Origin of the sequence: Psychrobacter sp. AH5 (assembly GCF_040371085.1) — a bacterium.
Lineage (GTDB): Bacteria > Pseudomonadota > Gammaproteobacteria > Pseudomonadales > Moraxellaceae > Psychrobacter.
Map to the genome: position 1 here is coordinate 71,007 of NZ_JAMBMT010000001.1, position 21,942 is coordinate 92,948.

The following is a 21,942-nucleotide window of genomic DNA, read 5'->3' on the forward strand; positions in this document are numbered from 1 at the left end:
TTGGACTTAATTTATTTAGATTAATGACATCAATGACGCTTTAGGAGATAACTAATGACAAGGATGCATCTGCTCACTGCTCGCTCACAACGACCACAACACAAAATGCTTAGCACAATAATCTTTAGTAAAGTGGCAACTACTAAAATGTTAGCTGGCTTAATAGTAAGTAGTATGGCGCTAACCGGTTGTACCACTAATTATCTGACCAATAGTACCAATGGCACTTACGGCGTGCCTATGACGGAGCGTACTATTCCGCAGCGATTACTTGATAGAAGTATTGAGCATACCGCCAAAATCAATATTTATGGCTTGCAAGAAAACTTGCAGCAAAACAGCCGTATGAGCATCGATAGCTTCAACAGCGAGGTGTTACTAACTGGCGAGGTACCGAGCGAAGCGATAAAATCACAAATCGAGCAAGTGCTAAAATCCATGCCGGATGTGCGTCAAGTTTATAATGAGCTACAAGTCAGCGTGGCTCGTGGTTATAGCTCGACAGTACAAGATGGTTATATCACCTCAAAGCTGTTGGCAAAAGTAGCAGCTAGCAATGGAGTAAAATCCTCACAAATCAAAGCGGTGACCAATAACGGCGTCACTTACGTTATGGGGCGGATGACACCTACGCAGCAAAGCAATCTTATCGATATTGCTAACAGCACAGCGGGTATCACAGAGCTGGTGCTCTTTACTACCTTAGTGAACGATGCCGGCGCTGCTATTAGTAATGAAGATATCATGCCTGACCCTAGTCTGAGATCGGATATCAGCGTTACCATACCGGGCGCTGCACCAAGTGCTACCGCGGTAATTAGAACGCCAATGGTCGCGCCCACGGATAACCCTACTTTGGCTCCTGTGGTGACTAACAATGCAGAAGCGCCTATTGATAATCTAGCGCCATCAGAATCATCGAGCCCTTATATCGACCTGTATCAAGATCAGTAAAGGCTTTATTGTTGATCGGTGTTTACACTCACAAGAATGCTAACGGTTATAACAGTAATTATCTGCTAGCGGTTCATTAACCCGTTACAATAATTACTGGCAAAAGGCTATAGAAGCAAGGCTATAAAAACAGTGTCATAAAACAGTACTATAAAAGAATAAGCTGATTGATTAGAGGTAGGCCTTATACATAGTCACATAGTTACTGGCAGTGAAGCCAAAAAATGAGCTTTAGCTTATTGCTGAGAGTCAAACAAAAAAGATAAGGAAATAGGCGATGAAAAACACTACAAATGAGCCACCATTCACTAATAAACAGCCTTTAGCGGCTAACAATAATAGCAATGAAAGGACTGGTCACTCACCTAAGTTTAAGCTAGTAAAAGCAGGCGTGACAGCGGCAATAGCGGTCGGCGGCATAGCTTTGGCCACGCAACAAGCCCAAGCTTTGTCAGCACTTGCCATAGTCAATGGTCTTACTGCTAGTGGCGGCGTCACCGTCAGCAAAGATATGATGTATGGCGATGAGCCTAACCAAGATTTGGATATTTATTATCCCAAACCCTTAGCGCAGGCGATGAGATCTCAGCAGACTATTACTGAGAGTTATCCTATGGTGGTGTTCGTTCATGGTGGCTCGTGGGAGAGTGGCAGTAAAGAAGAGTATGCTTTTGTCGGACAAAGCTTTGCACAAGCAGGCTATGTCACTGCGGTTATCAACTACCGTAAAGCGCCTAAGCATGTTTATCCTGATTACGTCGAAGATACCGCGCAAGCTATTGCTTGGAGCTATAATAACGCTCCAAACTTACACGTTGATCCTAATCGTCTAGCAGTAGTAGGGCATTCTGCTGGTGCGTTTAATGTAGTAGCCGCGGTCTCTAACGAAGATTTTTTAGCGCCTTATGGCATCAGCCCTGATGCTATCAAAGCAGTAGTCGGTATCGCAGGCCCTTATAGCTATGATTTTCGTAAATATGGCGGCTCTAGCGCTTTTGCCTCAGATAGCAACCCTGATCAGGTGATGCCAGATAGACAGCTAAAGGGGCCGCAGCCACCGTATCTATTATTAACCGCTGAAAATGACAAAACGGTTTATGATACTAATACGGTAAAGATGACCCAAGCGCTAAAAGATTTTGGCGCTAGAGTTGAGACAGGTGAGATCAAAGGCGCCAGTCATGCTACTAGTATCGGAGCTATGGCGCCACCACTGCGCTGGATCAATGATGTGCGCGCGCAAGTATTGAGCTATTTAAATAAAGAGCTTAATTAGGCTTTAGTAAGCAGAGGCAACGTTTTTTAAAGCTATAGTTGTCCAAGCTCAGTCATCTGTAGTTATTCCTATCAATAGTTAGCTGTAGACAGTGCTGTAAGATGGTCAAACTCTTGTTATAATGTCGCCACCAAATAAAATACTTAAATAAAACATCTCTATATCAAACAGGATATCTTATGAGCATGAACGCTGAAGACTTAATCGCATTTTTACAAACGCATTATCCAGACGCTTTTATTCAAGCCGCTAATCAAGGTAATAAGTTTGATGTCCGCGTTGTTGACGCCAGCTTTGAGGGCAAGCGTAGCGTACAGCGTCAGCAAGCTATATATGCTTTGGTCAATGATAAAATTGCTAGCGGTGATATTCATGCGCTCAATATCCAAGCTTTGACACCTAGCGAGTGGGAAGCTCAGCAAAAAGCATAAAATGCCATCTTCAAAGCTAATTCTCTTCTTTTATTTATCCTCATAATCACAGTTAGGTTGTCACTTTATGGATCAGTTCTTAATTACCGGTAGCAGTCGTATTAGCGGGGAAGTCACTATCTCAGGCGCCAAAAACGCCGCACTGCCACTGCTGGCAGCAATGATACTGGCCGAAACCCCAATCACTTTGCATAATGTGCCCTCCTTACAAGACGTGCGTACTTTGATTCAACTGATCGCTGGTATGGGTATCGATATCACCAAGGATGGCGATACCGTGACTTGTGATACCAAAAACATTGACAACTTCTACGCGCCGTATGACCTGGTAAAAACCATGCGCGCCTCTATCCTAGTACTAGGACCTTTGCTCGCGCGTTTTGGTGAAGCGGAAGTATCACTACCGGGTGGCTGCGCTATTGGTTCACGTCCGGTCGATCAGCATCTAAAAGCTTTTGAAGCGATGGGAGCTGATATTAGTGTCGAGAACGGTTATGTCAAAGCGCAAGCGCCTAAAGGCGGCAAGCTGATTGGCTGCAACTACTCTTTTGATATGGTCACCGTCGGCGGTACTGAGAACGTCATTATGGCCGCAGCTTTAGCCAAAGGCACGACCGTTCTTGGCAACTGCGCTCTTGAGCCAGAAGTGGTTGACTTGGCCAATATGCTAGTTGCAATGGGTGCGAAGATAAGCGGTATTGGTACCTCCACGATGACGATTGAAGGCGTTGAGAGCCTACACGGCTGCGAGTATTCGGTCGTTGCTGATCGTATCGAGACCGGCTCCTATCTAGCGGGCGCCTTGATGACTTGCGGAGATGTATTAACCAAAAAAACCTCATCAGCATTACTGATCCCAGTGCTAGAAAAATTTGAATCCATGGGCGCTATTATCACGACTGGTGATGACTGGATTCGCGCGCAAATGAAAGGTCGTCCGCAGCCTGTTGATATCCGTACTCAGCCGCATCCAGGTTTTCCGACTGATATGCAAGCCCAGCTAATGGCCATCGCTTGCTTAGCTGACGGCACCAGCACTTTTATCGAAAATATCTTTGAGAACCGTTACATGCATGTGCCAGAGCTCAATCGTTTGGGTGCCTCTATCCAAGTCGATGGTCATACCGCAGTAGTCAAAGGCGTTGAGAATTTTACCGCAGCTCCGGTGATGGCAACCGATCTGCGCGCTTCTATGTCACTAGTAATGGCCGCCGCCGCTGCAGAAGGCGAGAGCCTAATTGATCGCATTTATCATATCGATCGCGGCTATGAAGACGTGGAAAATAAACTACGTGCTTTAGGCGTTAATATCGAGCGTATCAATACTAACGATTAAGCGCATAGGGTTTTGCTACTAAAAACGACAGGAAGATTTAGCTAATATGACTGAACAGATGACCTCCAAAAGCAATGCTGATTTGCTAAACCAAGTAGACAATGAGTTTAATGGTCTGACCTTAGCGTTATCTAAAGGCCGTATCTTAGAAGAGACCATGCCATTATTACAAGCGGCTGGGGTAGACTTATTAGAGGATCCTAGCGCCTCGCGTAAGCTAATTTTCCTAACGACTAACCCAAACGTACGGGTGTTGATCTTGCGTGCCAGCGATGTACCTACTTATGTAGAGCACGGGGCTGCTGATTTTGGTGTAGCAGGTAAAGATGTGCTGCTTGAGCACGGTGCCAATCATCTTTATGAGCTACTAGATTTGCAGATTGCCCAATGTAAGCTGATGACGGCTGGCGTAAAAGGGGCGACTTTACCTAATCGCCGTTTGCGTATCGCTACTAAGTACGTCAATGTGGCTCGCGCTTATTTTGCTAGTCAAGGTCAGCAAGTGGATGTCATCAAACTCTATGGCTCAATGGAGCTTGCGCCACTAGTGGGACTTGGCGACTTGATTGTCGATGTGGTCGATACTGGTAATACTTTGATAGCTAATGGCCTTGAGCCACGTGATCATATCTGCGATGTCTCCTCGCGGCTTATTGTCAATCAAGTCAGTTATAAGCGCAAATTTGCCTTACTTGAGCCTATCCTAAATAGCTTTAAAGAGAGTATCGCTGCCGCAGCTTAGGTTTAAGCTTTGATTTAGATCTTTAAGTTAAGCCTTATTTAAAGCCTATAAATAAAGCTTTGTGCTTAAGCGCCTAGTTTAGATTTTTATAGCGGTTTACTTTATGATTGATAATATTTAATCCTATTATCTAACTCTGAAAACCAGTTTAGTGCCCTAATTTTGATAGTGCGTGCTACACTGGTTTTATGATATTAATAGTCTGTAAAGACGATAGGGTTATATATTTTTAAGAAAGATTATACGCCTAACTTTAGGATATAAAGCTCTGATAGTTAATGGAAGTTTATAGCTATAGCTAAGCGTTTAGAGTTGATTGTAATTTGCTGAGCGACTGCTTATTTGCTCAAATATAGGATTCAGTTATGCGCCAATTAACCACCCAAGATAGTGACTTTGAACAGCAGCTGTCCACCTTACTAGCTTTTGAAACCGTCAACGATGCTGCTCTATTAAACACCGTTGACGATATTATTGCGCAGGTGCGCGCTAATGGCGATAGCGAGGTGTTAGCCTTAACCCAAAAGCTCGATCAGCATCCAGCAACCTCGATGGCTGAGCTTGAGGTATCACAAGAGTCATTAGTAAAAGCTTTTACTAATCTTGATACCGAAGTAAAAGAAGCGTTGAACACTGCCGCTACGCGAGTCAAAACTTTTCACGAGCGCCAAGTGCAACAAAGCTGGCAATATACTGATGACTTAGGTAACCGTTTGGGCCAAAAGGTCACTCCCCTAGATCGAGTCGGTATCTATGTGCCTGGCGGACTAGCGTCTTATCCTTCTTCGGTATTAATGAATGCTATTCCAGCAAAAGTCGCCGGGGTCAAAGAAGTTATTATGGTAGTACCCGCGCCAAATGGGGTGCTTAATCCATTGGTACTAGCCGCCGCGCATTTAGCAGAAGTGGATCGTGTCTTTACCATTGGCGGCGCGCAGGCAGTGGCAGCATTGGCTTATGGTACTAAGACCATTCCAGCAGTGGATAAAATCACTGGCCCTGGTAATAAATATGTAGCGGCTGCTAAGCGCGCGGTATTTGGACAAGTGGGCATTGACATGATTGCTGGGCCCTCTGAAGTATTAGTCTATGCAGAAGGCGAGGCGGCAGATAGAGCTGATTGGCTGGCGATGGACTTATTGTCACAGGCCGAGCATGACCGTATCGCGCAAGCTATCTTTGTCACCACAAGTCATGAGCAACTAGCTGAGGTAGCGGCTGAGATTGACAAGGCTTTGGCGCAGTTACCCAAAGCAGATATCGCCAGTGACTCTCTACAAAATCGTGGCGCTTTGATATTAGTTAAAGATAGAGCGGAGGGCATGGCGCTTATTAATCGTATTGCCCCTGAGCATTTAGAGCTCTCAGTTGATGAGCCTGACGCGCTGCTTGATGATATCCGTCATGCTGGAGCGATATTTATGGGTCGTCATACGCCAGAGGCTATTGGCGATTATTGTGCTGGGCCTAATCATGTATTGCCAACTTCTGGTACGGCTAGATTCTCATCAGCATTAGGAGTCTATGATTTTCAAAAGAAATCCTCTATTATTTATTGTACTAAAGCCGGTAGTAAGCCTTTAGCCAAGACGGCTGATATTTTAGCTCAGCGTGAAGATTTAGAAGCGCATGCGCGTTCAGCTCGGTATCGTTATCAGTAATAAAACAATGAAGTTACGGACGTATTAGCAAATATAATAAACCCTTTATGGATAATAAAAAGTCATCATGGTGAGACGCTAATTGTTTTAGCTTATTTGTTAATTGAGTTTTTGACGCCTTATTACGATATTGACTATTACAGTATGAGTAATAAGGGAGTTATGGCAGGATAATTGTAGGATAATTTATGAGCGAATTAAAAATAGACGATAGACTGTGGTCCACTAAAGCACGTAATTTATCACCTTATGTTCCAGGTGAGCAGCCACAACATGATAATTTGTGTAAGCTCAATACTAACGAAAACCCTTTTCCTCCCTCAAAAAAAGTAGCCGAAGCTATTAGTGCACTGCTTGCCAAACAAGCGGATGAGCTGCGCTTATATCCTGCTCCTGAGTCTGACGAATTACGCGCCGCTTTGGCTAATAGCCATAATCTTGATAGCAATCAGGTTTTTGTTGGTAATGGCTCTGATGAAGTACTAGCCTTAGTGTTTGCTAGCTTTTTTATGAAAGAGCGCCCGATATTAGCGCCTGATATTAGCTACAGTTTTTATCCTGTTTATGCGCAAACCTTTGGTGTTGAGCTAGTCAAGATTGCGTTAGAGGCGGATTTTAGTATTGATCCCGATGCTTATCGTCAGCCTTGTAGCGGCATTATTATTGCCAATCCCAATGCGCCAACCGGTTTGTTATTATCGCTTGTAGATATTCGTAAATTAGCGAGCGAGCATCCTAATGCTGTGGTGGTTATAGACGAAGCTTATATCGATTTTGCGCAAGTTGAGGGCGCAAATTCGGTTTCAGCGATTAGCCTAATCAATGAGCTAGATAATTTACTGGTGACGCAGACTTTTTCAAAATCGCGTTCTTTAGCAGGCCTAAGAGTAGGGATGGCTTTTGGTAATGCCTCGTTGATAGAAGCTCTAACGCGGATGAAAAATAGCTTTAACAGCTATCCGCTTGATAAGCTTGCGCAAGCAGGAGCGACAGCTAGCGTTTTGGATACTGAGTATTTTAAAGACACTTGTCAGCAAGTGATTGATCTACGTCAGTCTCTAATTAGTGAACTGACGGCCTTAGATTTTACAGTATTGCCATCGCAAGCTAACTTTGTCTTTGCCCGTCCTCATGATGGTGATGCAAGTAGCGTAGCTAGCGCTCTACGCGAGCAAGGTATTATTGTAAGGCATTTTAATACGCCGCGTATTAGTGAGTATTTGCGTATTACCGTGGGTACCGCTGAGCAGCATCAGCGTCTGATAACCGCGCTAAAAGAGCTGAACGCTTAGTTAAAGTTTAATTTTTACTCACACTCAGCCTTTAACTATTACTATAAATCTCTATTAAGAATCTGCTTGTGCCAGCACCGCAAGCAGATTTCCTACTTTATCTAGACACTCTTGATACTCGGCATCAACGTCTGAGGCTACGGTAATACCGCCTCCCGCCCATAAACTGACTTGTTTATGGCCATCTGCTAAATTTGTCGCTTGTAAGCTGCGAATCAGTACATTCCACTGACCACTGCCATCAAAATTCATATAACCCATGGTGCCGCAATAAGCACCGCGCGCTGCTATCTCTAATTCTGAGATAATCTCGACCGCCCGTTTTTTGGGAGTGCCGGTGATAGAGCCTGCCGGCAAGCTGCCAAATAACACGCTCAAGGGATGAGTGTCGGCCTTTAATTTAGCGCTAATGGTACTAACCATATGATGCACATTGCTAAAGCTCTCAATCGCAAATAACTGCGGTACTTTTACGCTACCGGTCTGCGCATGTTTACCCAAATCATTGCGTAGTAAGTCAACGATCATCACGTTTTCTGCGCGATCCTTATCGCTAGCAAGTAATTGCTGCTTAAACACTTCGTCTGCTGCATTAGTTAAGCCGCGCGGCATAGTGCCTTTAATCGGCTTAGTAGTGATGGAGTGGTGCCCACTTTCAGCGTCTTTGGTAAAAGTAAAAAACAATTCTGGCGAACAGCTTAATAATTCAAAATCTAAAGGGGTTGAATTATCACTACGAGCCGCGCTAACGCCTATGTAGCCGGCAAAGGGCGCTTGCGTATTGCGCTGTAAGCTTGGCAGATAATCTATCAAGTTTAAGGACGCTGGCGGGTTATCATCACAGCTGACCGGAGTCGTTAATTGACCTTGCCAAGCTTGGGTTAGATTGATCTGATAGCAGTCGCCTTGCTGAAGGTAGCGCTGAGTCTGTACAAATGCTTGTTGATAGTCATTCTTAGACCATTGCGACTCTAACACTAAAGGCGCTAGTAACGCAGACGGTAATTTGGGATAATTAGTTACAGATATTTTATTATCTAGATCTTCTAAATAGCCAATAAGATCGGCTATCGCGGCCTCGCTGTCAGTTGTTTCTTTGGTAACCCCAGTATCTTTTATGGTTAATTGCCAGAATAATTGCTGAGCATTGTCTAGGTTATTAGTCGTGACAACCGTCAAATAAATATCATAATGACCCATTACGGCAAGCGGCTGCTTGGCAGCTTGAATGTTTGTGGCCGGACTTAGCTGCCTAGCGGCAACGTCATAACCAATAAACCCAATAAGGCCGTGCGAGTAGTCAGGCTGATTAGAGTTAGGTTTTTCTAGTACTACTGGCTCGTTATCTTTATAGCCCTTATCTTCAAAGCTTTGACTATAACTGATAAGCTGTTGTTGCCAAACCTCATAACTCATTAGAGTACTAGTAGTGGCTTTATCTGTATGGCGATAGTTTTGAATGACTTGATAAGTCGATGGAGAATCAGCAGTAGCATAAAGCTGCCAGCTTACTTTTGGCAACAGCGCAATGATAGGCTTGCCATCATTATTTAGCCAAGCCAATTGCCAGTTGGCTTTAGAATTGCAAGCGAGCAGATGCTGCTGCAATACAGGCAATAACTGTGCTGCGGATAAATGATTAAAACGCCAGCTATGACCTTGCATAACTGGCGTCTCATTTATAAGAAGATTTAGATTACTCATAGGTTAAGCAGTGTACTCTTTGATAATTAAAGTCGCGTTAGTACCACCAAAGCCAAAACTATTACTCATTAGCGTCTTTAGAGGTGTTTCGCGCATTTGGGTGACAATGTCAAAACCAGCGGCTTCGTCATCCAAGTTTTCAACATTGATACTTGGTGCGATAAAGCCTTCTTGTAGCATAAGTAAGCAGTAGATAAGCTCTTGCGCGCCAACGGCTCCTAAGCTATGACCCGTCATCGATTTAGTCGAGCTGATGGGCGGTACTTTGCTAGCATCATCGCCGAACACTTTGGCAATGGCTTTAAGCTCAGTGACATCGCCTAATGGTGTGCTAGTGCCGTGACTATTAATATAATCAACGCTCTCAAGGCCGGCCTCCGCTAGCGCTTGCTGCATACAGCGTACCGCGCCTTCACCGCTTGGGGCCACCATCTCAGCGCCATCTGAGCTTGCGCCGTAACCGACGATTTCAGCTAGGATGTTAGCGCCGCGCGCCTTGGCGTGCTCTAAGCTCTCAACCACTACCATCGCGCCGCCTGCAGCAATCACAAAACCGTCACGATCTTTATCATAAGCACGAGAGGCAAGCTTTGGCGTCTCATTATACTGAGTGCTGACCGCGCCCATCGCATCAAACATACAAGACTGCGTCCAGTGCTCAGACTCACTACCGCCCGCGAGCACCACATCAGCTTTACCTAATTGAATAAGCTCGGCGGCATGGCCTATGCAGTGAGTGGAGGTAGCACAAGCTGAAGCAAGAGAGTAGGAGACGCCTTGGATTTTTAGACCCGTAGCTAGCGCCGCTGATACTGAGCTGCCCATGGTTTTGGGAACTGCCATCGCGCCAACACCGCGCAGACCTTTTTCGCGCATAGCGTCTACTGCGTTCATGATGTTTTCACTAGAGGCACCGCCAGAGCTTGCGACTAGTGCCACACGCGGATTATTATTAATTGTGTCAAGCGACAAGCCTGATTGCTCAATCGCATCTAAAGCGCTGACGTAGGCATAGAGACTAGCATCACTAAAAAAGCGTTTTAGCTTGCGATCGATAGCTGAGGTATCCAGCGCCGACTTGTCGATACTGCCGCTGATTTGCGACTTAAAACCATGCTCAGCATAAGTCTCATTAAAGGTAATGCCAGATTGCCCTTCTTTAAGAGACTTAGTAACGCTAGCCAAATCATGACCGATGCAAGAGACAATCCCAGCCCCTGTGATAACTACTCGGCGCATATTATATTCCTTGTAATAGCTGTGTTTTAATCAAAGTTTGGATGCTTTATTGACCGTCTTTGCGATAGTATTGTTTATAAAGTCAATGAAATAAATCTTAAACTTACTAAAAATACGCGGCTGATAACGGTAGTTTGCTACATAGGAGAACGATAATCCTTATGTCAGCTCAAGCATTAGATAAAGTAGTGCTAATAATACCTTAGTTCTCACTATAATAAAGCATAAGCTATGCAATATCTTTTATTGACTGGTAAGTTTAATTAAAATAGTCATAATAGTTAAAGGCTGAATTATAGAATAATTCGAGAAATGTTTTTGAATTATTATCTTTATAAAATGATATTTTAAGATACAAATTTTATGTTGCTAATAACATTGTTCACACTGACAGTAGTCGTCTAAATTGGCTACTCTAATAAGCGAAAATCTAATAAAAACTAAATTTAATGATCACTACTCTTCATTTAAGGATATAACTATGGCAAAGCGTGACAGTCTTTCTAAAGGTATTAGCACTATTGGACATTTTACTCGCAATAATCTTGAGCGCATGGGGTCATTTATTGACAGCGCCAATGCCAAGACGGGTAAACCGCGTCAATATAAAGCGGTAAATTTAGGCGATGATGACTATCAACAAGACTTATTTCGTGAGCAAACGCTAAAGGCCACTCAGCAATTATTAGGATCGCGTTTTGCTACTTATGGCAAATATGCCAAAAAAGTCGTGCCCAATAGTCTATTTGAGTCAACAGTGGATGGAGCATTTGCGCAAGTGGCTAATCTTGCCTCAACTTGGAGTAAATTAGATCTGCCTAGCGAGCACCGCTTTGCTGATGTCGCTAGTTTGGACGATGAGCAGCGTTATGCCCTAGCGACTGATATCGCTAACCAAAACCGCGCATTAGCGACATTAGGCGGTATCACTGGTTTGGCAGGCTTGCCAGGGTTGTTAGCCGATACTTTATGGTTATTACTGGTATCACTACGTACCGTTTACCAAATAGCGGCCGCCTATGACAAGCCGTTAACAGGTAAGCAAGGCGTGAAGATGGCCTATGAGCTCCTCGCCAATGCTGATTTGAGTAAAATGCAAGAAAAACAAGCTCTGCTAGCTGGTATTGGTGTAGGTAAAGGACTGCTCGATAACGCCCAAAGCCGAGGTTTGCATAGTGAGCTAAAAAACTTAGGGTTAAAAAACAAAAACGTCAATTACTACGCTGAACAAGTCGATAATATTGCCAGTCAAGTAGGCATTGATTTGGACAAAATTAATCTATCGTGGTTACGTCGCCTATTGCCAGCTACGGCTGTAGTCGTGGGTATGCGTTATAACAGCGCTTTGATTGATGAAGTGATTGGCGTTGCCAAAGCGACTTTTGGTCCTGAGCCTAAACTTGCTAATAATAAAGCCATTACCGATGACAGTGCTAGCGAAGCGGCGGTAAAACCAGCTGACACTGAGCAAGATAGTAGTGATAACGATGCTGACAATAAAGACAACAAACAAGCCAGCAAAGAAAAAGCTAACGACAGCGCTAAAGAGACGGAAAAAACAAATAAAGACGCCGATAAGACAGACAAAGATGCTAATAAAGCTAAAACCGAAGATAAAAGCACTAACCGTAGTAAAGATAAGCAAAAAGATGAAGTTAAAAAGTAATGTAACTAACCAATGATTCAAGCTAGCAAAGATGTTATCTAGATAGGGGTTATTAGGTTATCACGGCTACTCAATAGCTGTTATAAACTTTTTTAGAGCTAAAAGTGGCTTAGCGGCTAATAGCTCTTGAAAAATGCTAGAATAGCGCCATTTAGAGTTTACAAGCCTAATAGCTTGAAGCACATTGAAGAATAGTTGTAAAGTGAAATTGCTGATAAGTAGTTGAAATAGCAGCAACATATCTTTATAATACACTGTCCTAAAAATGGGTACTGCCAATAGCCGCGATTATCGTGGGTATAAGCAGATTAGCCCATTTTTTTGTTTTATACCAAACGGGAGAAGGATGCCTTATGGCAACAACTAACCAATTGATTCGCAAGGGTCGCAAAACCATCAAGGAAAAGTCAAAAGTTCCTGCGTTGCAAGCGTGCCCACAACGTCGTGGTGTGTGTACTCGCGTATATACTACTACTCCAAAAAAACCAAACTCAGCCATGCGTAAAGTATGTCGTGTTCGTTTGACTTCAGGTTATGAAGTATCAAGCTACATCGGCGGCGAAGGTCATAACTTACAAGAGCACAGTGTGGTTCTTATCCGCGGTGGTCGTGTAAAAGATCTACCAGGTGTACGTTATCACACCGTTCGCGGTGCACTTGACTGCGCAGGCGTAAAAGACCGTAAACAAGGTCGCTCTAAGTACGGTGCGAAGAAGCCTAAAGCATAATACTTAATATAGTAAATGCTTGAGCTGATTTGTATTACCCATTTAACTGTGCATAGGTTTGGTGTTCGCGTTCAAGGTAGTAGCTATCTAATGATATCTCTATAGGCGATGGACATACCGCTATGCAGTAAGGCTGACTGATAACTCATCGCTATGCTCTTATAAAGGCAGCTTGAGCTTATGAATGTCAGACTCTCCTGAAGAAAAGGATTATTATTATGCCAAGACGTCGCGTCGTTGCTACCCGTGAGATCCTACCGGATCCTAAGTTTGGTAGCCAGACTATCGCTAAATTCATCAACCATGTCATGAGTCATGGTAAAAAATCTACAGCTGAGCGTATCGTTTACGGTGCACTTGAGACTGTAAGCCAAAAGCGCAACATCGAAGATCCAGTAGCTTTCTTTGAAGAAGTGCTAGAAAACGTACGCCCAATGGTTGAAGTAAAAGCTCGTCGCGTCGGCGGTGCTACCTATCAAGTACCTATGGAAGTACGTCCCTCCCGTCGTACTGCCTTAGCTATGCGTTGGTTAGCTGAAGCGGCTGCAAAGCGTTCTGAAAAATCAATGGCTTTGCGTCTAGCGGGCGAATTGAGTGATGCGTCAGAAGGTAAAGGCAATGCTATGAAAAAGCGTGACGAAGTTCACCGTATGGCAGATGCTAACAAAGCGTTCTCACATTATCGCTTCTAAGCTATGGTTTTAAGCCCTTTTTTGGGTGCTAGTTTATTTATTCGTTCTACTGATTACCGCCATCACTATTTAGACTTTTTATATTAGGGACTTTTAGCAGCATAAAAGTCTGTTAAGACTAAAGTCTAGATGGCGGCCATCTATCTTGATGCTATTCATTAAACGGACTGTTATAACTGCAATATTGCAAAATTACAGTATTAAAATTTATAGTATTCCAAATTTGATGCCTCCATACTTTCATATTATCTCTTTTATTAACCTAGCATACAGATAGCTTTGAGCACTATGTAAAAGTTAAATAAAAGCCGACTGCTTTTAAAAGAGCTTTTTATTTGAATGATGAGGTAGAGCACCACCCTATATCAATACATACACGACTTTTCCTAGGAAAATACTATGGCTCGTAAAACTCCCCTAAAGCGCTATCGCAACATTGGTATCTCAGCGCACATTGATGCTGGTAAGACGACCACTACCGAGCGTATTTTATTCTATACTGGTAAAAACCATCAGATCGGTGAAACCCATGATGGCGGCGCAACGATGGACTGGATGGAGCAAGAGCAGGAGCGTGGTATTACTATTACCTCTGCTGCAACCACTTGTTTCTGGAAAGGCATGGACAACCAGTTTGATGAACACCGTATCAACATCATCGACACCCCAGGTCACGTTGACTTCACTATCGAAGTTGAGCGTTCTATGCGTGTTCTTGATGGCGCGTGTATGGTTTACTGTGCGGTTGGCGGCGTTCAGCCACAGTCTGAAACCGTATGGCGTCAGGCAAATAAGTATAAAGTTCCTCGTCTAGCATTCGTAAATAAAATGGATCGCGTTGGCGCTGATTTTTATCGTGCGGTAGAGCAGGTTAGAACTCGTCTTGGTGGTAATCCAATACCGGTCGTTATTCCAATCGGTAAAGAAGAAGATTTTGAAGGCGTTATTGATCTAATCACTATGAAAGCTATCTATTGGGATGTTGAGTCTCAAGGCATGAAGTTTGAAGAGCGTGAAATTCCAAGTGAGCTACAAGCCAAAGCGGAAGAGTATCGTGAAATGCTAGTAGAAGCGGCTGCTGAAGTTAGTGAAGAGATGATGAATAAGTATCTAGAAGGCGAAGAGCTTTCTGAAGATGAGATTCATGCCGCTATTCGTGAGCGTACTATTGCTAACGAAATCATTCCTATGCTTTGTGGTACTGCCTTCAAAAACAAAGGCGTACAAAAGATGCTAGACGCGGTTATCCGCTATATGCCAGCACCACAAGATGTACCAGCAATCCGTGGTATTTTGGATGATAAAGAAGAGTCTGAAGGCACTCGTGAAGCTTCTGATGACCAGCCATTCTCAGCGCTAGCATTCAAAATCATGAATGACAAATTCGTGGGTAACTTAACCTTCGTTCGTGTTTACTCAGGTGTTATGCAGCAAGGTGGTAGTGTTTATAACCCGGTGAAGATGAAGCGTGAGCGTATCGGCCGTATCGTTGAGATGCATGCTAACTCACAAGAAGAGTTATCTGAGATCCGCGCTGGTGATATCGCCGCCCTAGTCGGTATGAAAGATGTCGGTACTGGTGATACTCTATGTGATGAGAACAACGTTATCACTCTTGAGCGTATGGAATTCCCAGATCCTGTTATCTCTTTGGCGGTTGAACCTAAGACCAAAGCTGACCAAGAAAAAATGTCTATCGCTTTAGGCCGTTTGGCAAAAGAAGATCCATCATTCCGTGTTCATACTGATGAAGAGTCTGGTCAGACAATTATCAGTGGTATGGGTGAGCTGCATCTTGAGATCTTGGTTGATCGTATGAAGCGTGAGTTTAACGTTGAAGCCAACATCGGTGCGCCGCAGGTTGCTTATCGTGAAACGATTCGTGACACGGTTGAACAAGAAGGCAAATTCGTACGTCAGACAGGTGGTCGTGGTAAATTCGGTCACGTTTGGTTACGTCTTGAGCCACTCGATCCAGCGGGTGATGTTGAATACGAATTCGCTGAAGAGGTCGTTGGTGGTACGGTACCAAAAGAATTCCACGGTGCGGTCGATAAAGGTATTCAAGAGCGCATGAAAAACGGCGTATTGGCAGGCTATCCAGTGGTTGGCGTAAAAGCGACTCTATATGATGGCTCATACCATGACGTTGACTCTGATGAATTATCTTTCAAAATGGCTGGTTCTATGGCCTTCAGAAAAGGCTTCTTAGCGGCAAACCCTGCGCTACTTGAACCGGTGATGAAAGTTGAAGTTGAGACCCCAGAAGACTACATGGGCGACATCATGGGCGATTTGAACCGTCGTCGTGGCCTAGTACAAGGTATGGAAGATCTGCCTGGTGGCACTAAGCAGATCCGTGCTGAAGTACCATTAGCAGAGATGTTTGGTTATGCCACACAAATGCGCTCAATGTCACAAGGCCGTGCTACTTACTCGATGGAATTCCAGAAATACGCTGAGATTCCAAAATCAGTAGCCGCTGAAATCATCTCTAAGTTCAACTCTAAAGATGAAGAATAAATAAGTGACTAATGACTAGTTAGAGTGCTCTGTTTAAGGAGCATTGCTACTAGTCATTATTACTGTTAATGATTGAATACACTAATAATTGGTTAAAAGACTTGTTATTAGTGATTATTTTCTTATAATATCTGCACGTTTAGTGCAACCCTAAATACTTATATCAATGTGGTCAGTATTATTTTAGACATACTATCAGTATAAAGTCTAAAAACGGACCCCAATAAAAAGGATACACTCATGGCAAAGGCCAAGTTTGAACGCAGCAAGCCACACGTCAACGTCGGAACCATTGGACACGTTGACCATGGTAAAACCACCCTTACCGCCGCTATCGCAACCGTAGCTGCTAAAACCTCAGGCGGCGAAGCCAAAGACTACGCGTCTATTGACTCAGCTCCAGAAGAAAAAGCACGTGGTATCACCATCAACACCTCACACGTAGAGTATGACACCGAAAGCCGTCACTACGCCCACGTTGATTGCCCAGGTCACGCCGATTATGTTAAAAACATGATCACCGGTGCCGCACAAATGGACGGCGCTATCCTAGTTGTATCAGCGACTGACGGCCCAATGCCACAAACTCGTGAGCACATCTTGCTCTCTCGTCAGGTTGGCGTACCGTACATCATCGTCTTCATGAACAAATGTGACCTAGTAGACGACGAAGAGTTACTTGAGCTAGTAGAAATGGAAGTTCGTGAACTACTAAACGACTATGACTTCCCAGGTGATGACACCCCAATCGTTAAAGGTTCAGCCACCCAAGCCCTAAAAGGCGACGAAGGCAAATACGGCGAACCAGCGGTAGTAGAATTACTAGGCATCCTAGACACCTATATCCCAGAGCCTGAGCGTGACATCGACAAAGCATTCCTAATGCCAATCGAAGACGTCTTCTCAATCTCAGGTCGTGGTACCGTTGTTACTGGCCGTGTTGAATCAGGTATCGTCCGCGTAGGCGACGAGATCGAAATCGTTGGTATCCGTGACACCCAAAAAACTACCTGTACTGGTGTAGAGATGTTCCGTAAACTGCTAGATGAAGGTCGTGCTGGTGAGAACTGTGGTGTCCTACTACGTGGTACTAAGCGTGAAGACGTACAACGTGGCCAAGTACTAGCTAAGCCAGGTTCAATCACTCCGCATACTAAGTTTGACGCAGAAGTATATGTGTTAAGCAAAGAAGAAGGTGGTCGTCATACTCCGTTCCTAAACGGCTATCGTCCACAGTTCTACTTCCGTACCACTGACGTGACTGGCGCAATCCAGCTACAAGATGGTACTGAAATGGTTATGCCTGGTGATAACGTTGAGATGAGCGTTGAGCTTATCCACCCAATCGCTATGGACAAAGGCCTACGTTTCGCTATTCGCGAAGGTGGCCGTACGGTAGGTGCTGGTGTAGTTGCTAACGTAAGCAACTAATAGCTGATGCTTAAGTAACTTGCTTTACAGTTACTAAAACATGAAAAGCCGCTCTCTTTATTGAGAGTGGCTTTTTTTATGGGCAATGAATAAGGTAGAGCTGTTTGGCAAAAGAAGAGAAATAAAAGTGGTTTTATCTTTATAATGCTTAACTATAGAGAATTATTAAATAAATTTTGTCTTAGATCTTGCATTTAAATTTAAACCTTGTATAATTGTCAGCCTTAACACCCATAGGCGATTGGCTCAATTGGTAGAGCATCGGTCTCCAAAACCGAGGGTTGTAGGTTCGAGTCCTACATCGCCTGCCATCTTTTTTATCCTATCTTTATCTGACGTTACCATCTCCTAAGCGAGTCCTTTATGAGCAACAATCAGGATAACCTCGATTCTAAGTTATCTGATGCCAAAGCTACGGCTAGCTCAATGTTAACTAAAGGAAAGCACGTCTCAGCAGGTAATAACACTACTGCTGTCGAAGTGGCCAAAACTGGCTCAGCAAAAGATATGATTTTATGGCTTTTAGCCATAGTTGCTTTAATATCGGCGACTTTTTCTAATCAGTACTTACCAGGTTATTGGCAAGCGGCCAATGATGTTTGGGTACGTATTGGTATTATTGTCGCCCTTGCGGTATTTGCCTTAGTCTGCCTAGCACTGACTAATCAAGGACGCGCTTTTAAAATATTACTAAAAGATGCGGCGGTTGAGTTACGCCGTGTGACCTGGCCCGGTAAAGATGAAACCTTTCAATACACATGGCAAGTGATTGTCGTGATTGCTATTGTAGGGTTTTTTATTTGGGTCTTAGATAACTTTTTTAATTGGTTCGTTGGCTTATTTATTGGCTAATAAGCTATTAATGAGCTAAAGCTACTTATTAATTTAATGGTTATAAAGTTATAAGTTTTTTAACCGCCGTTATGATTATGACGGTTTAATTTTACACCTATAAAGATCAGGAGCGTGATATGCGTTGGTATATTGTCCAAGCGTTTTCAGGATATGAAAAACAAGTACAACGTTCATTAACTGATCGTATCAATCGTAGTGAGTTCGCGGACTCTTTTGGCGATGTGTTAGTGCCGACCGAAGAAGTGGTCGAGATGAAAGACGGCAAAAAGCGCAAAAGTGAGCGTAAGTTCTTTCCAGGATATGTCTTAATCCAAATGGAGATGAACGATAATACTTGGCACATTGTCAAAGATTGTCCACGTATCATGGGCTTTGTTGGCGGTACGCCAGAGACCCCAGCACCTATCACTCAAGCGGAAGCAGATCGCATTCTCAATAGACTCAATCAAACTGAAACGGCGCCACGTCCGAAGACTCTATTTGAGCCAGGCGAAGAGCTGTTGGTTATCGATGGTCCCTTTACTGACTTTAAAGGTATGGTCGAAAAAGTGGATTATGAGAAGTCTAAGCTACAATTGACCGTAAACGTATTTAATAGACCTACTCAGGTCGAGCTTGAGTTTAGTAAAGTTGAAAAACTAGACTAAACAGACATCAACTGGGGAGCTGTTGTTGCTTATTAATTAGCAAGCAATTGCACTTTTTTATCATTATTGAGCAACTGGCGCTATAACCCATTTAGGAGAAAATCATGGCTAAGAAGATTGATGGTTACATCAAACTACAAGTCCCAGCAGGTAAAGCAAATCCTTCACCACCTATCGGTCCAGCATTGGGTCAAAAAGGGGTGAACATCATGGCGTTCTGTAAAGAATTTAACGCGGCAACTTCTAACCAAGAGCCGGGTCTACCTATTCCTACAGAGATTACCGTTTATAGTGATAAGTCTTTTACTTTTATCATGAAGTCGCCACCAGCGGCTTACTTGCTACGCAAAGCAGCAGGCATCGCTAAAGGTTCAGGTACGCCTAATACTGCTAAAGTCGGTAAAGTCGATCGCGCTCAATTAGAAGAGATTGTTAAGACTAAAGATGCAGATTTGACTGCTGCTGGTCTTGATGCTGCTGTCCGTACCATTGCTGGTACCGCTCGTTCAATGGGTATTACCGTGGAGGGTGTGTAAATGAGTAAGCTAACCAAACGCCAAAAAGAAATTAACAGCCGTATCGATAACGAAAAGCAATACACTATCGAAGAAGCGGTACAAATCTTAAATGATTTGCCACCTCTTAAATTCAAAGAGTCTATCGATATCGCGGTAAACCTAGGGGTTGATCCACGTAAATCTGACCAAGTCGTTCGTGGTGCAACCAATCTACCTGCCGGTACTGGTAAAACCAAACGCGTGGCGGTATTTGCTCAAGGCGCTGCTGCTGAAGCTGCCCGCGAGGCCGGTGCTGACATCGTTGGTATGGAAGATTTGGCCGATCAAATCAAAGCCGGTAACATGGACTTTGATGTGGTTATCGCCGCTCCAGACGCTATGCGTGTGGTAGGTCAGTTAGGTACTATTTTAGGTCCACGTGGTCTAATGCCTAACCCGAAAGTCGGTACAGTTACGCCTAATGTTGCTGAAGCAGTTGCTAACACCAAAGCCGGTCAAGCGCAGTACCGTGTTGATAAAGCTGGTATTATTCACACCACTATCGGTCAAGTTGGTTTTACTGCTGATCAAGTTATTCAAAACGCGCAAGCGTTATTGTCTGATCTTAAGCGTGCTAAGCCTGCTACCTCTAAAGGTGTTTTTATTAAGAAAATCACTTTATCTAGCACGATGGGCCCAGGTCTAACAATTGATCCTGTTCCTTATCGTATGGCTAAGTAATTTATATCAGTAGTTAAGTTTATGGATTTAAACTTAACTACCAAAAGAATTTTATCAATTAGGTCAGTGTAGCATAAGCTACGCTGTCTAAGACCGTAGGTAGAAAGCAGTTTATAGCTATGAATAGCTCCTTAACAGTTCAGGCTTTTAAAGAGAATGACACAGCAATAAGCTGATTTTGTTAATCGATGACAGATGAAAATCTTAATTGTCCTACGCAGACGGTGACCCACCCAGTTTAAGACTAGAGAATAGGGCAACCTACTACTCGACGTCATTCTGATAACGGTGCCGTAATCAGTCGCTATCATTTTATTTATAGAATGTAGCGTGTCGTATCAAGTCGATCTGCATTGTGGTTTTGATTACAAGAGGATTGATTAGATTAAAGGAGTCAACTTATGGCATTAACGCTAGAGCAAAAACAACAAGTTGTGGCTGAAGTGTCTGAAGTTGCTGCTAATGCTTACTCAGCAGTAGCTGCCGAATATCATGGTATTGGTGTTGCGAAGCTTACTCAGCTACGTCAGCAAGCCCGTGAAAAAGGCGTCGTTTTAAAAGTAGTAAAAAATACACTTGCAAAACGCGCTTTTGAAGGCACTAAGTTTGAGAGCATGTCAGATCGTATGACTGGTCCACTACTTTTGGCTTTCTCTATGGAAGATTTGGGATCTGCCGCTCGAGTCGTTTTCGACTTTAGCAAAGATAACAAAGCTTTAGAGACCAAATTAGTATCAGTCGGTGGTGAAGTTTATGGTCCAGAAGAGCTAGAGCGCGTATCGAAGCTACCAACTCGCGACGAAGCAATCTCTATCTTGATGGCTACTATGAATGCACCAGTGACCAAGCTTGTCCAGACTATGAACGCAGTTCCTGGCAAGTTCGTTCGCACGGTAGCAGCAATCAAAGACGCAAAAGAAGCCGCTTAATTGCTGGTTTTAACGTAAATTTTACAGCACTAATTACCTTTTATTGTCAAACCTATTTAACTACTCGACAAGCAATTAGTAGCTATTAAAATCAATTAATTTTATCAGATAACGGAGAGTTCTCATGGCACTATCTAAAGATGATGTGTTAAACGCAATCGCTGAAATGTCAGTAATGGATATCGTTGAATTAATCAGCGCTATGGAAGAAAAATTCGGCGTAACTGCTGCTGTTGCTGCTGCTGCACCTGCTGCTGCTGGTCCTGCTGCTGCTGCTGAAGAAAAAGACGAGTTTGACGTTGTTCTAGCTAGCTTTGGCGAGAAGAAAGTTGCGGTCATTAAAGCGGTACGTGAAGCGACTGGCCTTGGCTTGAAAGAAGCAAAAGATTTGGTTGAAAGTGCTCCAGCACCAATCAAAGAAGGCGCAAACAAAGCTGAAGCTGAAGAGTTGAAAAAGAAACTTGAAGAAGCTGGTGCTACTGTTGAGCTAAAATAAGTTTTTAATAACTTAATATTTTAGTTAGACAAGTTAGTTCGACATAAAAAAGCTGGTAATGCCTTGCATTGCTAGCTTTTTTTTATTATAATTACTGGCTTG

At 43.6% G+C, this 21,942-nt stretch carries 20 protein-coding genes and 1 tRNA gene; 19 read left to right on the forward strand and 2 right to left on the reverse strand.

Annotation, left to right across the window (positions count from 1 at the left end; translation table 11 throughout):
• Positions 1–54: 54 nt before the first annotated feature.
• From M0N77_RS00330 to hisC, 7 genes are all read left to right on the forward strand, one after another.
• Entirely contained in the window at positions 55–954 is a 900-nt protein-coding gene (locus tag M0N77_RS00330; RefSeq protein ID WP_353102478.1) for a BON domain-containing protein, read from the forward strand.
• 277 nt (positions 955–1,231) lie between these two features.
• Positions 1,232–2,230 (forward strand): alpha/beta hydrolase, encoded by a 999-nt coding sequence (locus M0N77_RS00335; RefSeq protein WP_353102480.1) that lies wholly within the window; start codon positions 1,232–1,234, stop codon positions 2,228–2,230.
• A gap of 179 nt (positions 2,231–2,409) precedes the next feature.
• Positions 2,410–2,661, forward strand: coding sequence for a BolA/IbaG family iron-sulfur metabolism protein (locus tag M0N77_RS00340; protein ID WP_353102482.1), 252 nt, complete (start codon positions 2,410–2,412; stop codon positions 2,659–2,661).
• Positions 2,662–2,728: 67 nt separating this feature from the next.
• Positions 2,729–3,997 (forward strand): UDP-N-acetylglucosamine 1-carboxyvinyltransferase, encoded by a 1,269-nt coding sequence (gene murA / locus M0N77_RS00345; protein WP_353102484.1) that lies wholly within the window; start codon positions 2,729–2,731, stop codon positions 3,995–3,997.
• A gap of 58 nt (positions 3,998–4,055) precedes the next feature.
• A complete protein-coding gene (gene hisG / locus M0N77_RS00350) occupies positions 4,056–4,739 on the forward strand; it encodes an ATP phosphoribosyltransferase (protein WP_353105535.1) in 684 nt (227 codons plus the stop codon).
• 365 nt (positions 4,740–5,104) lie between these two features.
• A complete protein-coding gene (hisD, locus tag M0N77_RS00355) occupies positions 5,105–6,400 on the forward strand; it encodes a histidinol dehydrogenase (protein WP_353102486.1) in 1,296 nt (431 codons plus the stop codon).
• Positions 6,401–6,588: 188 nt separating this feature from the next.
• Positions 6,589–7,692, forward strand: a complete 1,104-nt coding sequence (gene hisC, locus M0N77_RS00360; protein WP_353102488.1) for a histidinol-phosphate transaminase — start codon at positions 6,589–6,591, stop codon at positions 7,690–7,692.
• 54 nt (positions 7,693–7,746) lie between these two features.
• Here the strand turns inward: hisC and M0N77_RS00365 are convergent, their stop codons facing one another.
• Positions 7,747–9,396, reverse strand: coding sequence for an anthranilate synthase component I family protein (locus M0N77_RS00365; RefSeq protein WP_353102489.1), 1,650 nt, complete (start codon positions 9,394–9,396; stop codon positions 7,747–7,749).
• A 3-nt stretch (positions 9,397–9,399) separates the two neighbouring features.
• Positions 9,400–10,635: a beta-ketoacyl-ACP synthase II gene (locus M0N77_RS00370; RefSeq protein ID WP_353102491.1), complete on the reverse strand. Its 1,236-nt coding sequence runs from the start codon at positions 10,633–10,635 to the stop codon at positions 9,400–9,402.
• A 481-nt stretch (positions 10,636–11,116) separates the two neighbouring features.
• On the opposite strand from M0N77_RS00370, the gene M0N77_RS00375 reads away from it, so the two are divergent.
• From M0N77_RS00375 to rplL, 12 genes are all read left to right on the forward strand, one after another.
• Positions 11,117–12,301, forward strand: a complete 1,185-nt coding sequence (locus M0N77_RS00375) for an EcsC family protein (protein WP_353102493.1) — start codon at positions 11,117–11,119, stop codon at positions 12,299–12,301.
• A 353-nt stretch (positions 12,302–12,654) separates the two neighbouring features.
• Positions 12,655–13,029, forward strand: a complete 375-nt coding sequence (rpsL, locus tag M0N77_RS00380; protein WP_025646352.1) for a 30S ribosomal protein S12 — start codon at positions 12,655–12,657, stop codon at positions 13,027–13,029.
• A gap of 218 nt (positions 13,030–13,247) precedes the next feature.
• Entirely contained in the window at positions 13,248–13,721 is a 474-nt protein-coding gene (rpsG, locus tag M0N77_RS00385) for a 30S ribosomal protein S7 (RefSeq protein ID WP_353102495.1), read from the forward strand.
• A gap of 399 nt (positions 13,722–14,120) precedes the next feature.
• Entirely contained in the window at positions 14,121–16,244 is a 2,124-nt protein-coding gene (fusA, locus tag M0N77_RS00390) for an elongation factor G (protein ID WP_353102497.1), read from the forward strand.
• Positions 16,245–16,484: 240 nt separating this feature from the next.
• Positions 16,485–17,675, forward strand: a complete 1,191-nt coding sequence (gene tuf / locus M0N77_RS00395) for an elongation factor Tu (protein WP_353102499.1) — start codon at positions 16,485–16,487, stop codon at positions 17,673–17,675.
• Between the two features lie 235 nt (positions 17,676–17,910).
• A tRNA-Trp gene (locus tag M0N77_RS00400) sits at positions 17,911–17,986 on the forward strand.
• 52 nt (positions 17,987–18,038) lie between these two features.
• Entirely contained in the window at positions 18,039–18,527 is a 489-nt protein-coding gene (gene secE, locus M0N77_RS00405; protein ID WP_353102501.1) for a preprotein translocase subunit SecE, read from the forward strand.
• A 119-nt stretch (positions 18,528–18,646) separates the two neighbouring features.
• Complete coding sequence (gene nusG, locus M0N77_RS00410; RefSeq protein ID WP_353102503.1) at positions 18,647–19,177, forward strand: transcription termination/antitermination protein NusG; 531 nt, start codon at positions 18,647–18,649, stop codon at positions 19,175–19,177.
• A gap of 104 nt (positions 19,178–19,281) precedes the next feature.
• Positions 19,282–19,713, forward strand: a complete 432-nt coding sequence (gene rplK / locus M0N77_RS00415) for a 50S ribosomal protein L11 (protein WP_068405081.1) — start codon at positions 19,282–19,284, stop codon at positions 19,711–19,713.
• Positions 19,714–20,415, forward strand: coding sequence for a 50S ribosomal protein L1 (gene rplA / locus M0N77_RS00420; RefSeq protein WP_353102505.1), 702 nt, complete (start codon positions 19,714–19,716; stop codon positions 20,413–20,415).
• Positions 20,416–20,816: 401 nt separating this feature from the next.
• Positions 20,817–21,344 (forward strand): 50S ribosomal protein L10, encoded by a 528-nt coding sequence (gene rplJ, locus M0N77_RS00425; protein ID WP_353102507.1) that lies wholly within the window; start codon positions 20,817–20,819, stop codon positions 21,342–21,344.
• A 124-nt stretch (positions 21,345–21,468) separates the two neighbouring features.
• A complete protein-coding gene (gene rplL / locus M0N77_RS00430; RefSeq protein ID WP_353102509.1) occupies positions 21,469–21,840 on the forward strand; it encodes a 50S ribosomal protein L7/L12 in 372 nt (123 codons plus the stop codon).
• Positions 21,841–21,942 lie beyond the last annotated feature (102 nt).

What these genes read in the sequence shown, in the direction of transcription:
- hisG (WP_353105535.1), top strand. Translation starts at nt 4,056, where the DNA reads ATGACCTCCAAAAGCAATGCTGATTTGCTAAACCAAGTAGACAATGAG.
- nusG (WP_353102503.1), top strand. Translation starts at nt 18,647, where the DNA reads ATGCGTTGGTATATTGTCCAAGCGTTTTCAGGATATGAAAAACAAGTA.
- tuf (WP_353102499.1), top strand. Translation starts at nt 16,485, where the DNA reads ATGGCAAAGGCCAAGTTTGAACGCAGCAAGCCACACGTCAACGTCGGA.
- M0N77_RS00340 (WP_353102482.1), top strand. Translation starts at nt 2,410, where the DNA reads ATGAGCATGAACGCTGAAGACTTAATCGCATTTTTACAAACGCATTAT.
- rpsG (WP_353102495.1), top strand. Translation starts at nt 13,248, where the DNA reads ATGCCAAGACGTCGCGTCGTTGCTACCCGTGAGATCCTACCGGATCCT.
- M0N77_RS00335 (WP_353102480.1), top strand. Translation starts at nt 1,232, where the DNA reads ATGAAAAACACTACAAATGAGCCACCATTCACTAATAAACAGCCTTTA.
- rplJ (WP_353102507.1), top strand. Translation starts at nt 20,817, where the DNA reads ATGGCATTAACGCTAGAGCAAAAACAACAAGTTGTGGCTGAAGTGTCT.
- rplL (WP_353102509.1), top strand. Translation starts at nt 21,469, where the DNA reads ATGGCACTATCTAAAGATGATGTGTTAAACGCAATCGCTGAAATGTCA.
- rplK (WP_068405081.1), top strand. Translation starts at nt 19,282, where the DNA reads ATGGCTAAGAAGATTGATGGTTACATCAAACTACAAGTCCCAGCAGGT.
- secE (WP_353102501.1), top strand. Translation starts at nt 18,039, where the DNA reads ATGAGCAACAATCAGGATAACCTCGATTCTAAGTTATCTGATGCCAAA.
- murA (WP_353102484.1), top strand. Translation starts at nt 2,729, where the DNA reads ATGGATCAGTTCTTAATTACCGGTAGCAGTCGTATTAGCGGGGAAGTC.
- M0N77_RS00330 (WP_353102478.1), top strand. Translation starts at nt 55, where the DNA reads ATGACAAGGATGCATCTGCTCACTGCTCGCTCACAACGACCACAACAC.
- fusA (WP_353102497.1), top strand. Translation starts at nt 14,121, where the DNA reads ATGGCTCGTAAAACTCCCCTAAAGCGCTATCGCAACATTGGTATCTCA.
- M0N77_RS00365 (WP_353102489.1), bottom strand. Translation starts at nt 9,396, where the DNA reads ATGAGTAATCTAAATCTTCTTATAAATGAGACGCCAGTTATGCAAGGT.
- M0N77_RS00375 (WP_353102493.1), top strand. Translation starts at nt 11,117, where the DNA reads ATGGCAAAGCGTGACAGTCTTTCTAAAGGTATTAGCACTATTGGACAT.
- hisC (WP_353102488.1), top strand. Translation starts at nt 6,589, where the DNA reads ATGAGCGAATTAAAAATAGACGATAGACTGTGGTCCACTAAAGCACGT.
- rplA (WP_353102505.1), top strand. Translation starts at nt 19,714, where the DNA reads ATGAGTAAGCTAACCAAACGCCAAAAAGAAATTAACAGCCGTATCGAT.
- rpsL (WP_025646352.1), top strand. Translation starts at nt 12,655, where the DNA reads ATGGCAACAACTAACCAATTGATTCGCAAGGGTCGCAAAACCATCAAG.
- M0N77_RS00370 (WP_353102491.1), bottom strand. Translation starts at nt 10,635, where the DNA reads ATGCGCCGAGTAGTTATCACAGGGGCTGGGATTGTCTCTTGCATCGGT.
- hisD (WP_353102486.1), top strand. Translation starts at nt 5,105, where the DNA reads ATGCGCCAATTAACCACCCAAGATAGTGACTTTGAACAGCAGCTGTCC.